General features: G+C 45.4%; 20 protein-coding genes. 12 read left to right on the top strand and 8 right to left on the bottom strand.

The features are described 5' to 3' along the window. The first annotated feature begins 108 nt into the window (after positions 1 to 108). Positions 109 to 582, top strand: a complete 474-nt coding sequence (locus CHRO_RS00345; protein ID WP_015152180.1) for a hypothetical protein — start codon at positions 109 to 111, stop codon at positions 580 to 582. A 98-nt stretch (positions 583 to 680) separates the two neighbouring features. Next, a complete protein-coding gene (gene typA, locus CHRO_RS00340; RefSeq protein ID WP_015152179.1) occupies positions 681 to 2,471 on the top strand; it encodes a translational GTPase TypA in 1,791 nt (596 codons plus the stop codon). Between the two features lie 108 nt (positions 2,472 to 2,579). Here the strand turns inward: typA and mnmA are convergent, their stop codons facing one another. After that, the gene (gene mnmA, locus CHRO_RS00335) at positions 2,580 to 3,641 is read right to left on the bottom strand and encodes a tRNA 2-thiouridine(34) synthase MnmA (RefSeq protein WP_015152178.1); all 1,062 of its coding nucleotides are present in this window, start codon (positions 3,639 to 3,641) and stop codon (positions 2,580 to 2,582) included. Here mnmA and CHRO_RS34090 point away from each other — a divergent pair. Continuing rightward, positions 3,640 to 3,768, top strand: a complete 129-nt coding sequence (locus CHRO_RS34090) for a hypothetical protein (RefSeq protein WP_281168617.1) — start codon at positions 3,640 to 3,642, stop codon at positions 3,766 to 3,768. The genes mnmA and CHRO_RS34090 overlap by 2 nt on opposite strands. A gap of 14 nt (positions 3,769 to 3,782) precedes the next feature. On the opposite strand, the gene lepA is transcribed toward CHRO_RS34090, so the two are convergent. Both lepA and CHRO_RS31450 read right to left on the bottom strand, forming a co-directional pair. Further along, entirely contained in the window at positions 3,783 to 5,597 is a 1,815-nt protein-coding gene (gene lepA / locus CHRO_RS00330) for a translation elongation factor 4 (RefSeq protein ID WP_015152177.1), read from the bottom strand. A 5-nt stretch (positions 5,598 to 5,602) separates the two neighbouring features. Beyond that, complete coding sequence (locus tag CHRO_RS31450; protein WP_158631853.1) at positions 5,603 to 5,758, bottom strand: hypothetical protein; 156 nt, start codon at positions 5,756 to 5,758, stop codon at positions 5,603 to 5,605. A 241-nt stretch (positions 5,759 to 5,999) separates the two neighbouring features. Here CHRO_RS31450 and CHRO_RS00325 point away from each other — a divergent pair, with 241 nt between their 5' ends. The 7 genes from CHRO_RS00325 (at position 6,000) to CHRO_RS00295 (ending at position 13,632) form a co-directional block, all read left to right on the top strand. Further along, positions 6,000 to 6,227 carry a ribbon-helix-helix domain-containing protein gene (locus CHRO_RS00325; RefSeq protein ID WP_015152176.1) on the top strand — a complete coding sequence of 76 codons (228 nt, stop codon included), beginning with the start codon at positions 6,000 to 6,002 and terminating at the stop codon, positions 6,225 to 6,227. Positions 6,228 to 6,337: 110 nt separating this feature from the next. After that, positions 6,338 to 8,170 carry a GAF domain-containing hybrid sensor histidine kinase/response regulator gene (locus CHRO_RS00320; protein WP_015152175.1) on the top strand — a complete coding sequence of 611 codons (1,833 nt, stop codon included), beginning with the start codon at positions 6,338 to 6,340 and terminating at the stop codon, positions 8,168 to 8,170. Positions 8,171 to 8,346: 176 nt separating this feature from the next. Further along, a complete protein-coding gene (locus CHRO_RS00315; RefSeq protein WP_015152174.1) occupies positions 8,347 to 8,997 on the top strand; it encodes a DUF3386 domain-containing protein in 651 nt (216 codons plus the stop codon). Positions 8,998 to 9,129: 132 nt separating this feature from the next. Further along, complete coding sequence (locus tag CHRO_RS00310) at positions 9,130 to 9,360, top strand: NifU family protein (protein WP_015152173.1); 231 nt, start codon at positions 9,130 to 9,132, stop codon at positions 9,358 to 9,360. 151 nt (positions 9,361 to 9,511) lie between these two features. Continuing rightward, positions 9,512 to 11,761, top strand: coding sequence for a glycoside hydrolase family 57 protein (locus tag CHRO_RS00305; protein WP_015152172.1), 2,250 nt, complete (start codon positions 9,512 to 9,514; stop codon positions 11,759 to 11,761). 493 nt (positions 11,762 to 12,254) lie between these two features. Continuing rightward, entirely contained in the window at positions 12,255 to 12,515 is a 261-nt protein-coding gene (locus tag CHRO_RS00300; protein ID WP_041462301.1) for a microviridin/marinostatin family tricyclic proteinase inhibitor, read from the top strand. Between the two features lie 139 nt (positions 12,516 to 12,654). Then, positions 12,655 to 13,632, top strand: a complete 978-nt coding sequence (locus CHRO_RS00295; protein WP_015152170.1) for an MvdD family ATP-grasp ribosomal peptide maturase — start codon at positions 12,655 to 12,657, stop codon at positions 13,630 to 13,632. 55 nt (positions 13,633 to 13,687) lie between these two features. On the opposite strand, the gene CHRO_RS00290 is transcribed toward CHRO_RS00295, so the two are convergent. The 4 genes from CHRO_RS00290 to CHRO_RS00275 form a co-directional block, all read right to left on the bottom strand. Then, positions 13,688 to 15,007 (bottom strand): CO2 hydration protein, encoded by a 1,320-nt coding sequence (locus CHRO_RS00290; RefSeq protein WP_015152169.1) that lies wholly within the window; start codon positions 15,005 to 15,007, stop codon positions 13,688 to 13,690. A gap of 137 nt (positions 15,008 to 15,144) precedes the next feature. Further along, a complete protein-coding gene (locus CHRO_RS00285; RefSeq protein ID WP_015152168.1) occupies positions 15,145 to 16,635 on the bottom strand; it encodes an NADH-quinone oxidoreductase subunit M in 1,491 nt (496 codons plus the stop codon). Between the two features lie 104 nt (positions 16,636 to 16,739). Beyond that, on the bottom strand, positions 16,740 to 18,602 hold the full coding sequence (locus CHRO_RS00280; RefSeq protein ID WP_015152167.1) for an NAD(P)H-quinone oxidoreductase subunit F: 1,863 nt from the start codon (positions 18,600 to 18,602) through the stop codon (positions 16,740 to 16,742). Between the two features lie 1,009 nt (positions 18,603 to 19,611). Then, entirely contained in the window at positions 19,612 to 20,343 is a 732-nt protein-coding gene (locus CHRO_RS00275) for a hypothetical protein (RefSeq protein WP_015152166.1), read from the bottom strand. Positions 20,344 to 20,417: 74 nt separating this feature from the next. Between CHRO_RS00275 and CHRO_RS00270 the strand changes: the two genes are divergently transcribed. After that, positions 20,418 to 21,134, top strand: a complete 717-nt coding sequence (locus CHRO_RS00270; protein ID WP_219336048.1) for an HAD-IA family hydrolase — start codon at positions 20,418 to 20,420, stop codon at positions 21,132 to 21,134. A 103-nt stretch (positions 21,135 to 21,237) separates the two neighbouring features. On the opposite strand, the gene CHRO_RS00265 is transcribed toward CHRO_RS00270, so the two are convergent. Further along, a complete protein-coding gene (locus CHRO_RS00265) occupies positions 21,238 to 21,681 on the bottom strand; it encodes a GNAT family N-acetyltransferase (protein WP_015152164.1) in 444 nt (147 codons plus the stop codon). Between the two features lie 183 nt (positions 21,682 to 21,864). Here CHRO_RS00265 and CHRO_RS00260 point away from each other — a divergent pair, with 183 nt between their 5' ends. Then, positions 21,865 to 22,578 carry an ERF family protein gene (locus tag CHRO_RS00260; protein WP_015152163.1) on the top strand — a complete coding sequence of 238 codons (714 nt, stop codon included), beginning with the start codon at positions 21,865 to 21,867 and terminating at the stop codon, positions 22,576 to 22,578. Positions 22,579 to 22,662: the final 84 nt, after the last annotated feature.

Below are 22,662 nucleotides of genomic sequence, written 5' to 3'. Positions count from 1 at the left end.
CCCTGGTCTGGCAAACTGTGACGACCGCTTTGTCAAAATACAACCCACAAAGTAGAAAATCGCTACCAGGAGTAGAGATTTTTCACTACAAAGTGAGAATTCATTAATATGATAGCAACAGAAAACACGCAAGCAAAGTATATTCATCCTTTAGCGCGATTTGTTACCACAGAAGCGATCGCTCTTTGCCTTAACTTGCAACCAGAGCAAATCTACAAAATCGACTGCTGGCGCTACGTCATCCACGTTGTCGGTAAAGGCGTGAGTACGTTTGTCAGCTATGCCGATTTACCTCCGATCCTCGGAGTCGAACCGCCAACAAACAAAGATTTCTTTCGCTGGCGCAAGCGGTTTGCCAAGCACAAAAAACAAGCCCCCCAATTTTGGGAAGCATTCTACCAGCAAAAATTGCAGCAAGCAGCTTCCCAGACTGAGTTAGACCAATGGAAGCAAATCTTGCAGGTAATCGAACAAATCCTTCCCTCGGATTCTGTAGCAGCATTACGCACTGTATTTGAGGAAACGCGATCGACAATCCGATCGTACCGACTCCCGACTCCCCTCATAAGCTACAATTATTAAGGCATATTTACAGAATTGCTATTATTGACTCAATTCTGCTAAAGGCTGCTAACACTGTATCAGCTTAATTATCCTATACAAAACTCTGGAACGCCCTTATGACGCTCCCCATTCGCAACGTCGCCATTATCGCCCACGTCGATCACGGCAAAACTACTCTCGTTGATGCCCTCCTGAGACAATCTGGCATCTTCCGCGAAGGGGAAGACGTACCTGATTGCGTGATGGACTCAAATGCCTTGGAACGAGAGCGAGGCATTACCATCTTGTCAAAAAATACAGCGGTGCGCTACAAAGAAACGCTGATCAACATTGTCGATACTCCCGGTCACGCTGACTTTGGCGGCGAAGTCGAACGAGTTTTGGGCATGGTTGACGGTTGTATCTTGATTGTAGATGCCAACGAAGGACCGATGCCGCAAACGCGCTTCGTGCTGAAAAAAGCCCTAGAAAAGGGACTGCGCCCGATTGTTGTGGTTAATAAAATTGACCGACCCCAGGCAGATCCTCACGGTGCAGTTGATAAAGTTTTGGATCTGTTTTTGGAACTGGGTGCAGACGATGACCAGTGCGATTTCCCTTATTTATTTGCTTCTGGTTTAAGCGGCTATGCCAAAGAAGATTTAGAAGCAGAAGGGGTAGACATGCAGCCCCTATTTGATGCGATTTTACGTCACGTTCCACCACCTGTAGGCGATCCGGCAAAGCCATTGCAGTTGCAGGTCACGACTCTAGATTACTCGGAGTATGTAGGACGAATTGCGATTGGTAAAATCCATAATGGTACGATCCGCGTCGGACAGCAAGCCGCTTTGATCCGCGACACGGGGGAAATTGTTAAAGGCAAAGTCACAAAATTGATGGGCTTTGAGGGTTTAAAACGGATCGACCAAGAAGAAGCATCTGCGGGTAACATTATTGCGATCGCCGGATTTGCCGATGCTAATATTGGCGAAACGATTACCTGTCCTAACGAACCCCAGGCATTACCACTGATTAAAGTGGACGAGCCGACCTTACAAATGACATTTTCCGTCAACGACTCGCCCTTTGCCGGACAAGAAGGAAATTTTGTGACTTCCAGACAGGTACGCGATCGCTTGATGCGAGAATTGGAAACTAACGTCGCTCTGCGCGTGGAAGAAACCGACTCCCCCGATAAATTCTTAGTTTCGGGACGCGGCGAACTCCACTTGGGAATCTTAATTGAAACCATGCGACGTGAAGGTTACGAATTCCAAGTTTCTCAGCCACAGGTAATCTATCGCGAAGTCAGTGGACAACCCTGCGAACCGTTTGAATATCTGGTGTTAGACGTACCGGAAGAAGCCGTAGGTAGTTGTATCGAACGCCTGGGACAGCGTCGGGGTGAAATGCAAGATATGCAAGTTGGGGGTAACGGACGCACTCAACTCGATTTCGTCATTCCCGCCCGTGGATTAGTTGGCTTCCGAGGTGAGTTTATGCGGATGACTCGTGGTGAAGGAATTATGAACCACAGCTTCCTCGAATACCGTGCTATTTCTGGGGAAATTGAAGCCCGTCGCAACGGCGTACTGATTTCTTTTGAAGAGGGAGTAGCCACCTTCTACGCCATGAAGAATGCTGAAGACAGAGGCGTATTCTTTATCACTCCAGGTACTAAAGTCTACAAAGGTATGATTGTGGGCGAACATAACCGCCCGCAAGACTTAGAACTGAATGTTTGCAAAACCAAACAGCTAACCAACCACCGTGCTGCTAGCGGTGATGAACTAGTCCAGTTGCAAGCACCCGTAGACATGAGCCTAGAACGCGCTCTAGAGTACATTGGACCCGACGAGTTAGTAGAAGTGACCCCTAAATCGATTCGGCTGCGGAAGCTATCGAAAAAGCTGGCTAAACGATAATCCTTGTGGAGGCGTTGTTGTAGAGACGTTACATGTAACGTCTCTACATTGGGTGAAATATATAACTTGTAGGGGCGCACAGATGTGCGCCCCTACGTGTATACGAAATCAATTCGGTGCTGGCTTTTCAATAATTCCACCACCCAGGACAACATCACCGTCGTACCAAACAGCAGCTTGTCCGGGGGTAATGCTAAATTGGGGTTCGTCAAATACCAACTTGACGCGAGAATTTGCCAAAGGAACCACTGTCACATCTACCGCAGTTGAACGATACCGCACTTGGACTTGAGCGCGAATCGGTGCATTGGGTTCGGAGATAGAAACCCAGTTTACCCGCCCAACGGTACATTCTATCTGGTTAGCAGTCGTGCGATCGCCCACAATCACTCGATTCATTACCGGATCTAAGCCAATCACGTACAGGGGTTCGGCTGCGGCAATTCCCAAACCCTTGCGCTGCCCAATCGTATAATGATGCACGCCATCGTGTTGTCCGAGTACCTTACCAGTAGCATCGATAATTTCGCCTTTTTTGGGAGCAATGTATCTATCCAAAAACTCCCGCATAGAACCGTGACTTTCAATCAAGCACAAGTCTTGGCTTTCTGGCTTGTCGGCTGTTTTCAAATTGTATTCGGAGGCGATTTGGCGCGTTTCAGCTTTTAGTTTTTCGCCTAATGGAAATACGACACCTGCTAAAACATCTTGGGTCAAATCGTATAAAAAGTACGACTGATCCTTATTACGATCTACAGCTCGTCGCAATTGATAACGTCCCGATGTTGGGTCGTGAGTAATTCGAGCGTAGTGTCCCGTCGCAATTTTGTCTACACCCAATTTTTCCCTAGCATACTGCAACATAGGGCTGAATTTTACCGTTTTGTTGCACTGCGAACAGGGTAGTGGGGTAATACCGTCGCTATATCCAGAGACTAAGTAGTCGATGATGTGGGTTTGAAAAACTTCCCGCATATCGACAATGTGATGTGGAATACCCAATTGTTCGCAGATATACGCAGCATCTACCATTCCCTCCGAACAGCATTGTCCTTTGCCTTTCATCAGCCAAAGGGTCAGACCAACGACATCATATCCTTGGTTATGTAGAATGGCGGCGGCGGTGGAACTGTCAACTCCACCAGAAAGACCGACGACGATTTTATTCATGGTTCTGGGAAAATGGCAAGATACTGATACTAATTTAGATCTTCTTGGCGATCGCCTGCTGGAAGAGTCGCGAGGACAAGGGGGACAAGGGGGACAAGGAAGCAATTCTGGTTCCACTAGCCACTAGCCACCAGCCACTCACTACTGCGAACCATCCAATTTTAGTACAGCCATAAATGCTTCTTGGGGTACGTCTACCGTACCGACGGCTTTCATTCGCTTTTTACCTTTAGCTTGCTTTTGCAAGAGTTTTTTCTTGCGGCTGATGTCACCACCGTAGCATTTGGCGAGTACGTCTTTACGCAGTGCGGGAATGTGTTCGCTGGCGATAACTTTGCTGCCAATGGCGGCTTGGATGGGGACTTTAAATTGATGGCGCGGGATTAATTCTTTGAGTTTTTCTGCCATCGCGCGTCCGACACCATAGGCTTTGTCACGATGGACGATCATTGCTAAAGAGTCTACCGGATCGCCGTTGATCATCAGATCTAGGCGGACTAAGGGATTTTCGCGGTAGCCAATCAGATGATATTCCATGCTGGCATATCCGCGCGATCGCGACTTCATTTGATCGAAAAAGTCTGTGACTACCTCTGCCAAAGGCAATTCATAAGTTAATGTCGTGCGCCCCTGGGTAAGATATTTCATATCTTTGAAGATTCCCCGCCGATTTTGACACAACTCCATCAACGTGCCAACAAAAGATTCTGGCGTAATCATTTCTACTTGAGCGTAGGGTTCAGCAATGCTTTCCCGTTCGTTGGGTGCTGGTAACTTGCTGGGGTTATCAACATAAATTTCTTCGCCGTTGTTGGTAACTACTTTGTAAACTACCGATGGAGCTGTAATTACCAAATCTAAATCGTATTCGCGTTCTAAACGTTCTTGGACGATTTCCATGTGTAACAATCCCAAGAAACCGCAGCGGAAACCAAACCCCATCGCGCTTGAGGTTTCCGGTTCGTATTGCAAGGCTGCATCGTTAAGCCTCAGCTTTTCCAGAGCATCGCGCAGATTTTCAAACTCGTCTGAGTCAGTGGGAAACATCCCGCAAAATACCATCGGCTTTGCTTCGGTGTAACCTGGTAAAGCCTGAGTTGCTGGTTTTGCTGCTAGGGTAATTGTATCGCCCACCCGCGCATCGGCTACAGCTTTAATGGCGGCGGCGAGATAACCGACTTCTCCGGCGTGCAGTTCTTCGACTTGCTTTTGATTTGGAGAGAGGACACCTAATTCGTCAATTTCGTATTCTTTTTTCGATGCCATCAAACGGACGCGATCGCCTTTTTTCACCGTACCATCCATGACGCGAAAATAGACGATTACGCCTCGGTAACTATCGTAGTAGCTATCAAAAATTAACGCCCGTAAGGGATCGTTAATCGTATTACGTGGAGGTGGTACGCGCTGGACGATCGCCTCTAAAATCTCGTCAATGCCGATTCCCTCTTTTGCCGATGCTAAAATTGCATTGCTGCAATCTAAGCCAATAATTTGTTCGATCTCCTCAATCACCCGTTCTGGTTCTGCCCCTGGCAAGTCAATTTTATTCAATACGGGAATGATTTCTAAGTCATGCTCCAAGGCTAAGTAGACATTTGCTAGAGTTTGCGCCTCTACTCCTTGGGAAGCATCGACAACTAATAATGCTCCCTCACACGCTGCTAAAGAGCGAGACACTTCATAAGAAAAGTCAACGTGTCCTGGGGTATCAATTAAATTCAGGACGTAAGCTTCTCCGTCCTTTGCTTGATAGTTCATCCGAGCCGCTTGTAACTTAATCGTAATGCCGCGCTCTCGTTCTAACTCCATATTGTCAAGAAACTGCTGCTTCATCACCCGTTCCGCAACCGTACCAGTTGTCAGCAACAAGCGATCGGCTAGTGTTGATTTCCCATGATCGATGTGAGCGATAATAGAAAAATTACGAATGCGTTCGGCGGAAACATCTGTCATATTTTTTACGATTTAGCAGCAAGCAAATAGCGATCGTACTTAACGCATTTTAATCTTTTATTGAGGGAGTAGGAAGTGGCTAGTGGCTGGCGGCTAGTTGGATTGACACATGACGTTAGCCAAACTCGACCCTCTGCCCAAAAGCATTTGACAAGCATCATCTTGAACTAACCTTGTGTGTCGTTGCAGCTAGTAGTAGGATTCTTCATCTAGTCACTAGTCACCAGCCACTAGTCACTGCTAACTGGTCGCCGATCGCGCTTACAATAGACCTATTCGGACGCGATCGCCATTGAGTAGCGCCGCAAAAGTCCTGTTCTAGTTTAGATAGCTGCGCAGGAAGAGCTGCAAGCCAAGCATGGCAAAAGTTACGTTTGCTAAATCAATTACCGTTTAGCGCTTATGAATGACAACATCGATACATCAGACGCAAACCTCGACAAGGTAAAACTCTCTATTCATTTAGATTCGGAACTCGTCGATCAAATTCAGCATTTAACTAACGATCCGAGTAAAGTGATTGAAGTCGCGATCCGTCAATGGTTGCGCGGTGAAACGCAGCGAGATGATGAACTAACCCGTACGATCCCTCGTACACCCGTACCACCGCGCGGTGAGTGGAACGATTAACAGTTTTCATCTAACTTGGTAACGCTCTCTTGACTAGAGTGCTTGGTAGATTGCTGGCGACACCAAGCAAAATTCCCAATCTATCAGGTTTTGTGCCAAACTCGAAGCAAATGTTTGTCGAGTCATTCGACTTGCGCTGTGTCGAACTATCTTTAGTAATGAGTGCTAATACAGATTCCCATCAGCCAGCTTTCACATCTTCATTCGAGTCATTTGGTATGAATTCCAGCGGCTCTCTATCATCTCTAGGAGCTGAATTAGCCTACGTACAGGATAGCTCGGGTTGCTATCTTTATTTCTCATGGCAACAAGCCGATAGTGTAGGTTTGCAGCAAGAGCGGATTGTAGGACAATCTTTAGAACAGACATTTGGACCTTTAGATCCAACTCCCTACTTAAGACGGGTGCAAAGGATTTTGGAAAGTCTTGTTCCCGAACGCTGTCACTGTGTATTTCGCTACGGACAAAAATTGTTTGGATTTGAGTTGGCAATTAGCCCAATTTTACCCGCAACGGGATCGGCTACTTCTGTTTTAGTCATAGGGCGACACTTAGAAGAAATAGACAACGAAGTGGTAGCCGATGTCTATTCGGAATTGGCGACTACGGCAATGGGATCGCTCGGTTCAGTTTCGTCTAAAAAGCTTCTCAGTCAAATTGCGCGTAACATCCGCCGCACGTTAGATCTAAATACAATTTGGCAGCAAACTGTAGAAAGTTTGGGTCAAGCCTTGGGTGTCAGTCATTGTATTATCTGCTCGTATAGACCGGAAGATCTCCATTTACAAGTGGTAGCTGAGTATCGCCAAATGGCAGTGCGATCGATGCTGGGTCAATCAATTGATATCATGCACGAACCAGGTTACTGTCAGGCTTTAGAGACTCTTGCACCTGTGGCGATCGAAAAGACAGAAAATCCCCAGTTTCAACAATCAATCTTACTATTAGCAACGGTCGATCGCGATAAGCCTAACGGCTTAATTTGCTTGCAGCATTGCGAACGCAGCCTTCAACCACAGACTCACAGTAATTCGATGTTGCATCCGATCCCTCGCTTACGCCAGTGGACGACGGAAGAAATCGAGTTAGTCCGAGATTTAGCCGATCAAATTGGTACGGCGATCGCCCATGCTACTCTCTACAAGCAGCTAGAAGAAGCTCGCCAACAAGCAGAAGAAGCCTCTCGCCTTAAAAGCGAATTTCTCGCTAACACTTCCCACGAACTCCGCACGCCGCTCAATGGAATGCTGGGATTTTTAAAGTTAGTGCTGGAGGGGATGGCAGACGATCCTGAAGAACAGGAAGAATTTATCCAAGAAGCCTATCGCTCTGGCTTGCACCTGCTCAATATCATTAACGACATTCTAGATATTGCCAAAATTGAAGCAGGCAAAATGGATTTGGAGTTAGGTCAAGTTAGACTCAACGAGCTATTTAGCGATCTCGAAGACTTTACCAGAACCCAAGCCGAGCAGAAAAATTTAAGTTTGCAGATCCAATTACCACCTACGGCAGATGAAATTATTGTCTTAGGTAATTACCAAAGGCTATTGCAAGTGATGCTAAATTTGGTCGGGAACGCGATCAAATTTACCCATGAAGGCGGAGTCACCATTAGTGCGGATATCACCCGGAAAAAAACCATTTTTCAAAATCAAGTCCTACCGGGAATGGTGAAAGTTCGTGTTGCCGATACGGGCATTGGTGTTTCTTTAGATAAGCAAGATAAACTATTTCAATCCTTTAGCCAAGTAGACGGCTCTCGCACGCGGCAGTATGGTGGTACTGGTTTGGGATTAACAATATCCCAAAAGCTAGTTGAAGCTATGGGGGGAACGGTCAATTTTTACAGTATGGGTGAGGGACTCGGTTCCACAGTTACCTTTACAGTCCCTTTGTATCAAGAGCCGTTGATGGTATTAGGACTGGGAGATGGGGAGTGAGGGGTGAGGAGCGAGGAGTGAGGAGTTAGAGAGAAAGAAATTTACAATCTCCACACCCTACACCCTTTTATCACGCACCACACCGCACCACACCACACACCACGCACTACTCTCTTTCCCTCGCTCCTCACTCCTCATTCGGACTACACTGTAAAAGGTGAAGTCACAACAATGCCATGACAGAGCAAACAAGTGCGCGAGACTTATTCAAGACGGCTTATGAAAACCGCTATACCTGGGATGAAAACTTTCCTGGTTACAGCGCAGACGTGCAATTGACGCAAGGTAATGAAGTCTACACGGGTAGAATTCGGATAAATCGCGATTTGAGCGTAGAAGTTACAGGCATAGAAGACGAAAAAGTACAAGAAAGCGTTTATACGCAGCTACGAGATATTGTTACTCACCGCAAGCGATCGCAATTCGAGCAGTCTCACGGCAAAAATGAGTTTAGCCTCGGTAAACTCGATGACAGTGGCGCAGTAGAAATCCTGGTCAAAGGCGATGCTATGGGTTCTAACTATAAAGTGCGCGGTACGGAGATTTGCCAAGTCAGCCGCGTTATGGGTCGCATGGCTTTTGTCATCGATACTCACGATAGCTTAGATACAGGCGGAGGGTACGTAGCTAGTCGCTACGATGCGGTGTTCCGCAATCCCCAAACTAACGAAGTCATCAAGGTATTAAAGTTTCAAGACTTTTACGAAAAATTTGGTGACTATTACGTCATGACCAAGCAAACCGTAGAAGACTATCAGCAACAAGAACGAATTAAAACTGAGTTTAACTTCTCTAATATCAAACTACTAGAGGCTGTTGCTGTTTAGTTGGTAGTTGGTAGTTGGTAGTTGGTAATTAGTTACTGTTCCCTGTTACCTTTCTTCTGTGACAACTGATAACTGACAACTGACTAGAGCTAGGATCGTTTTAGCAAGTTTGTTAAACAAAGGTCTAATTCTATGGAACTTACAACAGATAATGTAGAAACAGTTTTGGATGAAATGCGCCCCTATCTGATGTCAGATGGTGGCAACGTAGAACTCGTCGAACTCGACGGTCCAATCGTGCGGTTGCGGTTACAAGGAGCTTGTGGTTCTTGCCCTAGTTCTACCATGACTCTGAGAATGGGAATCGAGCGCCGTTTGCGGGAAATGATCCCCGAAATCGCTGAAGTCGAACAAGTAATCTAGCGATGAGGTAATGGGTAATGGGTAATGGGTAATGGGTTAATGGTTGACAGTTCGCGGTTGACGGTTGACTGTCTTCACTCCGTGTAGCGTCTACCACCGATTACCAATTACCAATTACCAACTACCAACTACCAACTACCGATCGATACCTATGCCCCATCCTTTATACGTTGCATTCGTCTGGCATCAGCACCAACCACTGTATAAAAGTCGCGATCGCAGTTCTGCTTCTACATCCAATCAGTATCGCTTGCCGTGGGTCAGGTTGCACGGGACAAAAGACTATCTGGATTTGGTGTTAATTCTAGAGCGTTATCCTAAGTTACATCAAACGGTTAACCTCGTTCCTTCTCTGATTCTGCAACTAGAAGATTACATTGCTGGGACTGCTTTCGATCCATATCTGACAGTTAGCTTGACACCTACAGAGCAACTGCAAAGGGAGCAGCAACAATTTATTATTGCTAACTTTTTTGATGCCAACCATCATACCCTGATCGATCCCCACCCCCGTTATGCAGAGTTGTACCATCAACGGCAGGAACGCGGTGCAGCTTGGTGTTTAGACAATTGGCAGAAGGAAGATTACGGCGATCTACTGGCTTGGCATAATTTAGTTTGGATCGATCCAATTTTTTGGGACGACCCCGAAATTGCTCAATGGTTGCAGCAAGGTCGGGGTTTTACTTTAAGCGATCGCCAGCGGATTTATTCTAAACAAAGGGAAATTATCAGTCGGATTGTCCCCCAACATCGCCACATGCAAAAAACGGGGCAATTAGAAGTTACTACCTCGCCTTATACTCATCCAATTCTGCCTTTACTTGCCGATACTAACTCCGGTCGGGTTGCCGTACCGAATATGGATCTGCCTAACTACCGCTTTCAGTGGGCAGAAGATATTCCGCGTCACTTGCAAAAAGCATGGGAGTTATACGAAGACCGCTTTGGACAAGTACCCAGGGGTTTGTGGCCCTCCGAACAGTCTGTCAGCCCTGAAATTCTCCCCTATATTATCAAGCAAGGATTTAATTGGATCGTCTCTGATGAAGCCGTTTTAGGGTGGACGCTCAAGCACTTTTTCCACCGTGACGGGGCGGGAAATGTCATCGAACCAGAATTGTTATACCGTCCCTATCGCTTGCAGACAGCAGCGGGAGATTTATCTATTGTCTTTCGCGATCATCGACTGTCTGATTTAATTGGTTTTACCTATGGGTCGATGCCACCTAAACGCGCCGCAGCAGATTTGGTGGGACATTTGGAGTCGATCGCCCATCAGCTCAAACATCACCAAGAAGGAGATCGGACTAGCTTAGAACAACCTTGGCTCGTCACGATTGCATTAGATGGAGAAAACTGCTGGGAATACTATCCTCAAGATGGCAAACCCTTCTTAGAAAACTTATATCAAACTCTCAGCAACCATCCTCATATCAAACTCGTCACCGTCTCGGAATTTATCGACGCTTTTCCCCCAACTGCAACAATTCCAGGTGAGAAATTACACAGCGGTTCCTGGGTAGATGGCAGCTTTACCACTTGGATTGGCGACCCGGCAAAAAATCGAGCTTGGGACTTGCTAGCAGCAGCGAGAGAGGTATTGGCACAGCATCCAGAGGCGACAGAAGAGAATAACCCCGAAGTTTGGGAAGCTTTGTACGCTGCTGAGGGTTCCGATTGGTTTTGGTGGTTTGGTGAAGGTCATTCCTCCAATCACGATGCTATCTTCGACCAGTTATTTCGAGAGCATTTGTGTGGTATTTATCAAGCCTTAAATCAACCCGTTCCTCCAGTGCTGTTGCGTCCGGTGGAAATTCATGCTGCTCCAGCCGACCATCGCCCCCAAAGCTTCATTCATCCTAATATTGATGGCATGGGCGACGAGCAAGACTGGGACAAAGCCGGACGCTTAGAAGTTGGGGGAGCGCGGGGAACGATGCATCAAAGCAGCACGGTACAGCGCATTTGGTATGGGGTAGATCACCTAAATTTCTATCTCAGATTAGATTTCAAAACAGGAGCAAAGCCAGGTCAGGACTTGCCACCAGAACTCAATTTACTCTGGTTCTATCCCGATCGCACCATGCATAACAGCCCCGCACCTTTGGTAGACTTGCCAGAGCAATCGCCAATGAACTATATGTTTCACCATCGCTTGGAAGTTAACTTACTGACACAATCGGTTCACTTTCAAGAGGCGGGAGAACACTATCAATGGCATCCCCGCGCCAGTCGCGCTCAAGTAGCGTTGGAGCGTTGTTTAGAAGTCGCAGTTCCTTGGGCAGATCTGCAAATGCCACCTGATTACCCTTTACGCTTAGTTTTAGTATTGGCGGACGAGGGTAGATTCCAGCAGTATTTACCTGAGAATGCTTTGATTCCGATTGAAGTACCCTAGAGAAGAGAGCTGGGGAAGCTGAGGGAGCTGAGGGGGCTGGGGGCAATTACCAATCGGCTCCTGACTCTTGTACGGGCGGGTTTAGCAAAAGATTTACGGCTGACGGCAAGAAATCTTTGGTCAAAACCCGCCCTTGACAATATCTGATATCCGACCATACCCATGCGTTTTTGTATACCCTAAATAAATTTTTGTAAAGGTGTGCGTAACCTCTATACTGCTGGATGAAGTGGTGAGTATAGGTTGCTAACTAAAGCTTAGCAATACAACTTAAAAATTTAGAATTTGAAATTCAGAATAAGTTGAATGCTTTCAAACCCATATAAGGCGTGAAAAAATTAGATTTTTCTGTTTTCAGCCCCGTAGATTTGTCTGTGGGGTTTGTCATTCATAGTTCTACGACTATAATTCTAAATTCTTTTGATAAGAGTTTGCTGAGCTATTACTGTAACTTGAATTAAACAATCGGAGGTAAATAAAACCTATGTCTGACATGAATTCACGAAATTTAAATTCACCAATTCCTTTTTTCGCCCACTTTCTAGAAGGACAATTTGGAGCAGAACTTTCAGAAGCAGAAATGGCATCTGTGAGTGGTGGTAACGAATATGCAACAACGCTAGCATATCCATCTGACGTTGACGTTGACGGTGGTAATAAAGGTTATGAATTCCCATCGATCGATGTACCCAAAATGCCATCTATGCCTGAGTTTCCAAAGTTTCCATCAATCTCTGATTATTACAAGAAATAATTTGTAAGCCGTAATTCGTAATTTATTAACTCTAAGTACAAGCACTTAGCTTAATGATAGAAAATAATTATCAAGTCATGCTGTAGAGAGTAACAGCTACGAATTACGAGTTAGCGATCGCAAATTGGAGTATAACAATATGACAGTTTTGATCGTGACTCATAGTCGAGATCATGAGGGTATTTCCTTAGTTATGGATGCGATCGCAGCTCAAGGTGGAAAGGCATTTCGCTTTGATACCGATCGCTTTCCGACGCAGACACAGTTAGAGATTTATTTCGGACTGGGAACGGAAAGGTTCGTACTAATTGATGGTGCAAACCAACTCAATTTACAAGATGTCTCCGCAGTTTGGTATCGACGCATTCGCATGGGTGCAAGGATTCCCACAACGATGGATACTCAACTACGCCAAGCCTCAGTTCAAGAGTCGCAAGCTACAATTTTGGGGGCAATTGCCAGTCTCAATGTTTTTCACCTTGACTCCGTGTCCCATATTCGCCGTGCAGAACACAAGCAGTTACAATTACAAATTGCGCGATCGCTTGGTTTAGAAACTCCGCGTACTCTAATTACAAACAATCCCCAAGCAGTGCTGGAATTTGCACGAGAGTGCAGTTCGGGTATGGTGACGAAAATGCTCACTACCTTTGCAATCTACGATCGAGGACAAGAGCAAGTTGTTTTTACCAATTCAGTTAAGCCAGAGGATTTAGAAAATTTAGAGGGATTGCGCTTTTGTCCGATGTGCTTTCAAGAAAACATTCCTAAAGCATTAGAACTAAGGACAACAATTGTCGGACAGCACGTATTTACAGCTGCTATTGATTCTCAAATTTCTCCTGAAGCGCGTCATGACTGGCGGCGACAAGGATTGACTTTGATTGATGCTTGGCAACCTTACACTCTTCCTCAAGAACTTGCTGTAAGATTGCGACAGATGATGACATATTTTCAGTTAAACTATGGAGCATTCGATCTCATTTTGACTCCAGACGGGCGTTATATATTTTTAGAAATTAACCCTGTAGGAGAGTTCTATTGGCTGGAAAAACACGCTGGTTTACCAATTTCGCAAGCGATCGCAGATATCCTCACAAAAAGCTCCCCTTTTTAAGGCAATAATGTTTACATAAAAAGCCCCCCTTTTGAAGGGGGGTTGGGGGGATCTTCTAGCGATAATCCGCAGTCTGAATTTGCCGCAAACGTGCCGCATTTCTCATATCAAATTCTGGACGACAGAAGCGATTAATTTGCTTTTCAAAAAACTCTCGATTTGCTTGCAAATGTTTTGGATTTGGATCGTCTAACGGATATAACAATGCAGTCCTCAACGCTTGAATAACTGCCGAAGTTACGCAGTACATCGATCGCTGGAACGTAATACCCAATTGCACTAAAATATCATCTTCGCCTCGACAGTGCTGCTGGTAATAATCTCGAAGATATTGAGGCAAGAAATGATACATATCTTGTGCTAACAACGTAGGTGGAATACCAGCCGTACCTACAGGGAATTTATCTGCATATAAAACACCATAGTGAAAATCTTTTTGTTCAGTAGGAATTTGTCCGGCTTGGGCATTATATGATTTCGTTCCACGGAAAGGAGAGGTGCGGTAGAAAACAGCTTCAACATAAGGTAACGCCGCTTCGTAAAGCCAGGTAAACCCTTTTGATTTAGGAATAATTTCGTAGCGTTCGCCGCGAATATAAACGTGGTGGTAAATTGGACGACCCGCGATCGCAAAAATTCCATTCACCAAGAAATTCATCGCGTCGGGGACTCCCTTAAATCCGCCTTCATCGTAAATATCAGACATCTCGAAGAAGACTGGAGCCATCACCTCCCAGAATAAGCCCAGGTTGGCGTAATAAGAAGCCTGACGGCACTGTTCTAAGAACATTTCTGGAAATAACTTATACAGCCCCAGCATGGCTGGATTGTACTTGAAATAAGCTTTAATGGCGCGATCGGCATTTGCCTTATATTCATCCGAGTCGAGATAGGCATCAAACTTGCCGTAGCCCATATCTCTACCGTGCCACAACATCGCCCGCATACATTCTTCGGCAAATTCCATGTTGATGCGATCGTGGAACCAGTGATGCAGCAATCTAGGCATCTTGCGGGTTTCACCTTTTTCCATAAAGGCAAGTAGTTCGGGATGCGCTGTGGCTGGTCCCCGCCAAATTCGCAAATCAGCATCGTCGCCTGCATAATGATTGTGCAGGTCTAAATACTCTTGAGGAATGAAGTATTTAAAGAAAGGTAGCGGATCGAGAAAGACTCGTTCGCCAATATAAAGCAAGTCGCGCCAGTAGAAATCCATCGGTACGGCATAAGCCTTGTAAATACCGATAATTTGCATCAGGTTTTCTGGTGTATCTGGTAGCATCGCCCCACCTGCTTCTAAGCGATGGATGATATCGGCAAATTCATGCTTGGATGGGGGCAGTTTCGCTGTAGCTTTTTCTTGAGCAAGTACCATGATGGGAGTGAGTAGTGAGTAGTGGGGATTTGCAGGGGCGGGTTCACCAAGATACTTCACTCATAACAGAGATGTCCGGTGAACCCGCCCGTACAGAAGTCGTAGGGAATCGTAGGGGCGCACAGCCATGCGCCTAGCTAATTTTTAATCGCAATTTGCTGTGTAGTGTTGACGCGGACGGAAGCAACCATAGCAGTGGTAGTGGTTTCACTCCAACGTACTAACCAAGTAGGTTGAATGCCCAAAAATAGGATCAAGACTGTGAGAACGAGGGCAGGAATTTTTTCCGACCAGGTGACGACGGGATAGTAAGCTGTCTTGTTGTCTAGCTTGCCGAAGCAAGTACGGTTGAGCAAAATCACAAAATATACCGCTGTTAATCCCGTACAGATGACGCAAACGAGGGTAGGTAAGGGAAATCTAGCGTAGCTGCCTTGCAGGACTAAAAATTCGGCAATAAAACCAGTCATGCCCGGAATTCCCGCACTTGCCATACCTCCCATCACTAGAAGGGCGCTAATGTATGGTAATCCGCGAATTGGACTCATCAATCCATTCAAGACATCAAGTTCGCGAGTCCCGACTTTAGTTTCAATGACACCAATCAAGTTAAATAGAATTGCCAAAATTAGACCGTGGGCAACCATTTGCGCTACTGCGCCGACCGTACTCAACTCAGTAGCAGCAGCCGCAGCCAGCATGACATAACCCATGTGTCCGATCGAACTATAGGCAACCATGCGCTTGATGTCTTTTTGAGCGATCGCCGTTACCGCACCGTAAACCGCGCTAATTGCCCCGATAATCGCTAAACCAGGCGCAACGATCGCCCAAGTTTCGGGAAATAATCCTAAACCAAATCGGATAATTCCATAAGTTCCTAACTTTGCCAGGATTCCCCCCAACATAATTGCTACGGGTGGAGAAGCCTCCGTGTAAGCATCGGGTAGCCAAGTATGTAGGGGAACCAAAGGAATCTTGATGCCAAATCCAACTAAGAGGATGGTGAGGAGGATCAGTTGCGCTTGTAGGGGTAATCCTTGAGTGGCGATCGCGTTGTAATCGAAACTAGAAGATCCTGTCAGCCAAGTAATACCCAAAAAGCCAGCCAGAATCAAAATTCCTGAAACTGCCGTGTAGATCAAAAACTTCATCGCAGCGTAGCCGCGCTTTGCCGTTCCACCCCAGATTGCAATCAGCAGATAGAAAGGAATTAGCTCGACTTCGTAAAATAGGACGAACAGCAGCAAGTTTTGCGCCAGGAATCCACCCACCACCCCAGCATAGATCAGCAGTAACAAAGCGTAGTACAGCCGAGGACGGGTAATATTTTCGCTGCTACTATAAATTGCAATCCAAGTCAATACCCCCGCTAAGGCGACTAGAGGGATAGACAAACCATCTGCCCCTAAGCTGTAGCTCAACCCCAAGGTATCAATCCAAGGCAACAGTTCGGAAAATTGCATCCCAGCTAAGGAGATGTCAAATTGACTCAGCAGTACCAGCGTCCAAATAATGATACCAGTCGCGATCGCCAAAGCTAGCGATCGCGCCCGATCTCCTTTCATTGGTATAAATCCAATGCAAGCAGCACCGACGACAGGTATCCAGATCAAAGCACTCAGCATAACGATTTTGAAATTGGTAGTTGGTAGTTGGTAGTTGGTGAGTGGCTAGTAGCTAGTGAATAGATAAAGAATCAAGCCACTAGCCACTAGTCACTAGTCACTTTTCAGAATGAAAAACTGAGTTCCATGTGGGATAGGAGGGGCCAGCCGACGATCGTGCCTAGCAAACAAACGCCTAGCAAGATGGTTAAGGCGTAGAATTGCGATTGTCCAGAAGTGCTATATTTTAGGGTTTCGCCTCCAAAAATCGAGACTAAGCCAACTAAATTTACAATCCCATCAACTAAGTAGCGATCGATCAGAGCAATGAGGCGAGAAACTACGGCTACTCCAAATACAATCGTTACCCGATACAAGTTAGCTGTATAGAGGTCGTAGGCGAAAAAGTCTTGCAGTGGTTTCCAAGGTAGCGTGACTGGTTTTGGAACCAAGGGTGAGAGGTAAACGACAGCTGAGATACTGCACCCAAAAATCGTAGACCAAATTAATAACAAAGCTACATCTTTGTTGATGTATGCCCATTCTGGCAGTAACGATAAGCTTTGCAATACTAACGGAGCGTGCATGACAAAACCCATTAAGATTGTCATTGGCAACATCATAGGCCAATGAACTTCAGGCGATCGCACGGTCATTGGCTTGGGTTTATTGCCAAACATGAGACAAAATACCCTAGTGACGCTGAAAGCTGTCAGCGCATTCGTGACTAAAATTACTCCGACTAGCAAAGGCTGAGTTGTCCACAATCCATCTGCGATTTGCAGCAATGCCCAAAATCCGCCCAAGGGTGGAAAAGCTACTAATCCGGCTGCACCAACAATAAAGGCAATAGCTGAAATCGGTCGGCGCGACCACAAACCTCCATAAAGGCGGAGATCCTGAGTAATACTATTCCAGACCACACCACCCGTACTCATGACGAGCAGTGAAATTGCTACGGCATGGGTGAACACTAACAGTAGTGCGGCTTGAGTTTGTCCCGTACCTACAGCCACAAATACCAAACCCATGTAGGCACTGACAGAATATGACAAAGCGCGCTTGACATCAACTTGAGCGATGACAATCAAAGAAGCACCTACGGCTGTCACCGCACCGATGAATGTGGCAAAAGATAGGGCGAAAGGCGAAAGTGCCAGGACTGGCTGAAGTTTCACGAGTACCCAAGCACCTGTTGCTACAACTACGGAATTACGCAAAATCGTTGCTGGTACGGGACCTTCCATTGCCTCGTCCAGCCATAAGTGCAGTGGAAATACGGCGCATTTACCCATTGGACCGGCAATCAGAGCCAAGCACACTAACGCGATCGCTGTGGGGTTGACGTTAGCTGTTTGCGCCCATCGTGCAAGTTCTGAGAAATCCCAAGTTCCAGCGAGGGGATATAGGGCAAGTACCCCCATCAATAGAAACAAATCGCCTACCCGTTTGGTCAAAAAAGCGTCTCTTGCTCCGGTGACTACCAATGGCTGACTGAACCAGAAGCCTAGTAACAAATAAGTACACAGGGTGAGAATTTCTAGAATAAAGTAGCTGAAGAACAGGGAGTTACATAGTACTAAGGCGCACATCCCGGCTTCAAACAGCGCCATCATGACGTGGAAACGCGCCCACCCCCAGTCCATTTCTAAATAGCCGATCGCAAAGACGATCGCCAGCACGTTTAAGCCTGTAACTAAAGCGATCGCACCTACCGTAAGTGAAGAAACTTCTACGGCGATCGTAAAGTCAAAATTGGCTACGTGCAACCAGGAAAAATATAAGTATTGAGCTGGTTTGTTCCAAGATGCGCTCAGGGCAATTAAAGCATGGGTGAAAGCAATAGCAGTCGTTACCAAGTTAATATATGCTGCTGGGCGGGGTCCCGTGCGTCGAATAATTCCCGGTGACCAAGGAATAGTCGAAATTGCCCCTATCAGGGCATAAATGGGAACTAACCAGATGGTTTGGAGGAAGGTGTCAGCCATCGGTATAAATACTCACTGCGTAAAACGACTCAAACTCTGAATACATTGAATCTGCCTGGAAAAGCCACGGGTGTAGCTGAGAATATGTAAACCAAGCAGATTTATGATGTTTTAATTTTTCAATTAATCAAAGCTTACACTTATATGGATTACAAAGAACTTATTTATCTAATAAACTATGCGATAAGTTAGATAAATTTTTCTTATAAAGGGAAAATCATTGAGAATAGCTATGCTTAAAATTGATTCCCGTTGATGGTTTGAAAGCGTACATTGGAACTGCTAATGGTTAGTATCGAGATCTACCGATTAGCAGAACGAGTGAGATCGCTTGCAGGCGAAATACAGAAGACAAGAATTAGAAATTCAGAAATAAAAGTATTTTTACCTAAATAAAAGTATTTTTACCTAATATCATTTTGCTCTGACTGCGCCACGGAAGATCCCCCCAACCCCGCTTAACAAGGGGGGCTATGAGCGACCGATTTAGTGCAAGGATAAATCGAATTGGTATAAATAAACATCCCAAATAAAAAACCTCCAAAATAAAAACCTCAAGTGTTGTGAACTTGAGGGAAATTGAAAAGTATTATCAAGGATACAGAATTTACAGACGGAGACACATGATACACATTCTCGTTAAAGCGTGTAACGGTAATGTTTTGATTTGCTTGTTGGCAATAGCTATAGTTGTCAGTCTTGTCAGGCTGTTCTAAATGGATGGTTTCACATCCCTCTAAAGACTGCAAAGCAGGGGAAACGATAAAAACCCTACACCAATACCAGCACTACCAACAATTAAGTTGTACGGTCAATTAAACACTCGCGAGTTTGGGGCAACCATTTTCTACCCTGACATCGTTCTCCTTCGGGCGAAAATTAGCAGACTAAACAGCAAAATTTCTGCTCTGGTTGAACAACATTAGCGGTTTGTTCGCTAATAGTTTGTACTTTTAATTATGGACGATGCCAGAAAATTCTGTATAGCTTGAAACAATTTTTTAAGATTTTATTTCCGAATTCCGACTTCCGTAGTTTGTTTCCCCGTAGGGGTATGCCGAATTCTTTGCTGGTGTTGCTGGCGGTTAAACTGCTGCTGTGCGGAAGTCAGTAGTGCATATTCAATTGGCGATCGCATATCCCACTGTAATTGAGCTAGCAGTAGTAAACTACAACTCATGACCGCACCAGTTGTGAGAAACTGCCAACCGCCGACGTAAGATAAGAAACCAACGCTCAAAAAGTGAAGACATCCAGCCAAGCATAAAGCACGCGATCGCAAACCAATGCCCGTAAACAAATAACCAATTGCACTCAAACTCAACCACATCGGGCATAAGTGGATTAAAATCTCACCCCAACCGAGAAATATCCCCAAATCGGTGAAAACCACACCCGTTAGTACCAAAATTGCCCAACCACAGACGACCCAACGCAGACGTTCCACTCCTGCCCAAAACCAAGTTAGACTCATCATGGCGATCGCACCAACTATAGTCAAGCTCGACCACCAAATCGCTTGGATTGTCCAATTAATCGGTAAAAACTGCGCTGTGGCAAACATAACGCCAACAATAACAGCCCAAATAATAAACACTTGGTCTACTCGCGTGTAAATTCCTGAGTACAGTGTAATGCGATCGATTTTCCAATTAATTCGCCATAAACCTTGTAAATCTTGAATATCTAACTCTTCTTGCTTTTCTTTGAGCAATGGCTGCGCTAAGCTACTCAGATTCATTTATATTTTGCTGCTAGTTATTTTTACAATTTGTAACTCCCTCTATTGATAGATTATTTCATAAATTTTACAAAATGACACAAATCGTAAGAAGCACGATGGATAGCGAACTGAGTGATGTCAAGCAACCTAAAGTTATTTTTCTCGATGCTGTCGGGACAATGTTTGGAGTTAAAGGCAGTGTTGGTGAAGTGTACGCTCAGATCGCACAACCATTTGGCGTTACCGTAGCAGCAGATCGTGTCAACACTGCTTTCTATCAAAGTTTCAAAACTGCACCACCACCTGTATTTCCTGGCAAGCAGCCAGAGGAAATTCCTCAATGCGAATTTGAATGGTGGGAAGCGATCGCGCGAAATACTTTTCAAAAAGCTGAATGTTTAGATAGTTTTACCGATTTTTCTGGCTATTTCAGCCAACTGTACGTACATTTTTCCACAGCAAAACCGTGGGTACTTTATCCCGACGTGCTACAAGCATTGCAATCTTGGCAGAAATTAGGCATTGAGTTAGGGGTGTTGTCTAATTTCGATTCACGCTTGCATTCGGTTTTACAAGCTTTGGATTTATCCAAGTTTTTCACTTCCGTAACAATTTCTACCGAAGTTGGTGCGGCTAAACCCGATCCACAAATTTTTGCTGCTGCTTTAGACAAACATCAATGTTCGGCAAATTTGGCTTGGCACGTAGGCGACAGCTTACAAGAAGATTATCATGGTGCGAAAGCTGCTGGACTGCGGGCAGTTTGGTTGCAAAGACGATCGGTTATCGGTTATCAGAAGGAGTCGTAGGGGCGGGTTCACCAAAGATCTCTGACTCCGACGAAGATTGCGGGTGAACCCGCCCGTACAGGAGTCAGAAGAATTAAATGAAATTCTTGTCACGCACCACGCATTACTCACTCACTCTCAACGAATAGTGATAAAACTCTTCATCTCTGGTATATCCGAGTGATTCATACAAAGCTTGTGCTGAGAGATTAGAAATTTGTGTGGCGAGAGTCATTCTGATTGCTCCAGTTTCTTGAGCATACTGCTTTGCTGCTGTCAGCAATAATTTGGCAATTCCTTGTCTACGATGCGTTGCGACGACGAATAGATCGTTCAAAATCCAAATTCGTTGCATCGATACTGAGGAAAAACTGGGGTAAAGCTGAGTAAATCCGACGATTTGTCCATCGCTTGCAACAAAGATGACAGAATCGTGTTTTTGCAATCGTTCTTGCAGAAAAATCTTTGCAGTTGCCAAGTCCGATGCTTGTCGATAAAAAACGCGATATTGGTCAAATAGTATAGCTATCGGTTCAAGATGCTCGATTTTAGCCTGAAAAACTTCCATAGCCTGCTTGAAATTTGCTCTATTCCCAGATTACCAGGCTAGGTTGGTAATAGAGGAGGTATAGAAATCAGGTTTAAGTACATGTGTACTATAATAGTAGGCGAGGTATATTTTCACTTACAGCTCGAACGGAGTCGATCGCCTCTGAATCCAGCTTGAGGTAACACCACCAAGGATAGCGTTATGAGCGAAACATTAACTAGCGCCACAGCAACCAGCGAAACAGCGACTCATACTAAAAGTCAGCTATATAAAAAGATTTTAGCCGTACAAAAGAATTTGCAACCTTTAGAAAAAACTGGTTGGAACGACTTTCAGAAATATAGCTACACCACTGCTGGCGATGTTCTTCTACCAGTACACAAAGCCTGTAGCGAACAAGGATTAATTGCGATCGCCGATTGTATTGAATCTCACATCGAGCCGGGACGAGCTTCAGTAGTCGTCCGCCTAACGATTGTAGATACAGAAACAGGTGAGTCTTTAAGTGTCAGCGCGCCAGGTTACGCCGAAGACTATTCGTGGAAAGATAGTCGTCCTACTGGCGATAAAGCTGTATATAAAGCAATTACAGGAGCCACAAAATACGCCGTCCGTTCTTGCTTTTGTCTCCCATCAGATGACGATCCAGAAAGGACACCACAAAGGCTCAATTCCAGACAGCCGATGAATCGATATGTCGTCAATCCTAGCAAAGTAGACTCGGTATTGCTGGAACAAACCACAGCAGAATTAAAGCGTGTCGGTTGGTCGAGTACCCAAGGACGACTATACTTACAAGATAAATTTGGCAAATCCAGCCGTCAGCAGCTCAGCCAGCAGGAACTACAACAATTTCTCAATCACCTCCGTTCCTTACCGAAACCAGAAGCCCAACCGATTCTGCAAGAAAGCTGATAATTATTTGCTTATGATGAGAGGTAATTAGTTGTTAGTTGTTGGTCGTCGATCGCCATCAACCATTACCCATTACCGATTACC

Origin of the sequence: Chroococcidiopsis thermalis PCC 7203, assembly GCF_000317125.1 — a bacterium.
GTDB classification, from domain to species: domain Bacteria; phylum Cyanobacteriota; class Cyanobacteriia; order Cyanobacteriales; family Chroococcidiopsidaceae; genus Chroococcidiopsis; species Chroococcidiopsis thermalis.
Note: the sequence above shows the minus strand (reverse complement) of the source record. Positions and strands in the feature narration are given on the sequence as shown.

Excerpts from the sequence above, each read along its gene's own strand:
- CHRO_RS00280 (WP_015152167.1), bottom strand. The coding sequence starts at position 18,602 with ATGGCTGACACCTTCCTCCAAACCATCTGGTTAGTTCCCATTTATGCC.
- CHRO_RS00300 (WP_041462301.1), top strand. The coding sequence starts at position 12,255 with ATGAATTCACGAAATTTAAATTCACCAATTCCTTTTTTCGCCCACTTT.
- CHRO_RS00275 (WP_015152166.1), bottom strand. The coding sequence starts at position 20,343 with ATGAATCTGAGTAGCTTAGCGCAGCCATTGCTCAAAGAAAAGCAAGAA.
- CHRO_RS00315 (WP_015152174.1), top strand. The coding sequence starts at position 8,347 with ATGACAGAGCAAACAAGTGCGCGAGACTTATTCAAGACGGCTTATGAA.
- CHRO_RS00310 (WP_015152173.1), top strand. The coding sequence starts at position 9,130 with ATGGAACTTACAACAGATAATGTAGAAACAGTTTTGGATGAAATGCGC.
- CHRO_RS00285 (WP_015152168.1), bottom strand. The coding sequence starts at position 16,635 with ATGCTGAGTGCTTTGATCTGGATACCTGTCGTCGGTGCTGCTTGCATT.
- CHRO_RS00325 (WP_015152176.1), top strand. The coding sequence starts at position 6,000 with ATGAATGACAACATCGATACATCAGACGCAAACCTCGACAAGGTAAAA.
- mnmA (WP_015152178.1), bottom strand. The coding sequence starts at position 3,641 with ATGAATAAAATCGTCGTCGGTCTTTCTGGTGGAGTTGACAGTTCCACC.
- CHRO_RS34090 (WP_281168617.1), top strand. The coding sequence starts at position 3,640 with ATGGTTCTGGGAAAATGGCAAGATACTGATACTAATTTAGATCTTCTT.
- CHRO_RS00345 (WP_015152180.1), top strand. The coding sequence starts at position 109 with ATGATAGCAACAGAAAACACGCAAGCAAAGTATATTCATCCTTTAGCG.
- typA (WP_015152179.1), top strand. The coding sequence starts at position 681 with ATGACGCTCCCCATTCGCAACGTCGCCATTATCGCCCACGTCGATCAC.
- CHRO_RS00295 (WP_015152170.1), top strand. The coding sequence starts at position 12,655 with ATGACAGTTTTGATCGTGACTCATAGTCGAGATCATGAGGGTATTTCC.
- CHRO_RS00305 (WP_015152172.1), top strand. The coding sequence starts at position 9,512 with ATGCCCCATCCTTTATACGTTGCATTCGTCTGGCATCAGCACCAACCA.
- CHRO_RS00290 (WP_015152169.1), bottom strand. The coding sequence starts at position 15,007 with ATGGTACTTGCTCAAGAAAAAGCTACAGCGAAACTGCCCCCATCCAAG.
- CHRO_RS00320 (WP_015152175.1), top strand. The coding sequence starts at position 6,338 with ATGTTTGTCGAGTCATTCGACTTGCGCTGTGTCGAACTATCTTTAGTA.
- CHRO_RS00265 (WP_015152164.1), bottom strand. The coding sequence starts at position 21,681 with ATGGAAGTTTTTCAGGCTAAAATCGAGCATCTTGAACCGATAGCTATA.
- lepA (WP_015152177.1), bottom strand. The coding sequence starts at position 5,597 with ATGACAGATGTTTCCGCCGAACGCATTCGTAATTTTTCTATTATCGCT.
- CHRO_RS00270 (WP_219336048.1), top strand. The coding sequence starts at position 20,418 with ATGACACAAATCGTAAGAAGCACGATGGATAGCGAACTGAGTGATGTC.
- CHRO_RS31450 (WP_158631853.1), bottom strand. The coding sequence starts at position 5,758 with ATGATGCTTGTCAAATGCTTTTGGGCAGAGGGTCGAGTTTGGCTAACG.
- CHRO_RS00260 (WP_015152163.1), top strand. The coding sequence starts at position 21,865 with ATGAGCGAAACATTAACTAGCGCCACAGCAACCAGCGAAACAGCGACT.